This is a genomic window from Lujinxingia vulgaris (assembly GCF_007997015.1).
Taxonomy (GTDB): Bacteria; Myxococcota_A; Bradymonadia; order Bradymonadales; family Bradymonadaceae; genus Lujinxingia; species Lujinxingia vulgaris.
The window spans coordinates 1-534 of the sequence record NZ_VOSM01000101.1 but is presented as its reverse complement, the minus strand read 5'-3'; the positions used below and the strand labels follow the sequence as shown (position 1 = coordinate 534).

1 protein-coding gene is annotated in these 534 nt (G+C 61.0%); it reads right to left on the bottom strand.

The window, feature by feature from the left end:
• Positions 1 to 534, bottom strand: a 534-nt coding sequence (locus FRC98_RS21090; RefSeq protein WP_230467906.1) for a dihydroxyacetone kinase subunit DhaK, incomplete at both ends; no start/stop codon positions are given.

Sequence of the window (534 nt, the reverse complement as noted above, 5' to 3'; positions counted from 1 at the left end):
AGAGTTCTTCATACTTCGTCGTTCCCAACCCGTTGAGGATGACAGCGACGCGGGTCGAGTCTCCGACAGGCCGTTCGCTCAGAACACCATCGAGAAGCAATCGAGCAAGTTCATCGGCGGTGAGCCGCGGAACGTCGCGCACCCCTGGTTCGCCATGGATTCCGAGCCCAACGCTCATCGAGCCGGACGGGATGGAGAACAGCGGCTCGGCTGAACCCGGCATCGTGCATCCAGAGAATGCAACACCGAGTGAGCGAGTGGAGTCGTTCGCAGCCCGGCCAAGACGCTCAACCTCGTCGAGTGAGAGTCCTTCCGCTGCGGCAGCACCCATCACTTTGAAGACCGTAAAGTCGCCGGCAATTCCACGGCGTTGATCCGCGTCGGGCGATGAGCCCACGTCATCCGTCACGAGCACAACCCGCGTATCGATTCCTTCGCTGCGCAGACGCTCAGCCGCGATTCCAAAGTGCATCACGTCTCCGGCGTAGTTGCCGAAGCTCAAAACCACACCACGGCCCTCATTCGCAGCCTTCG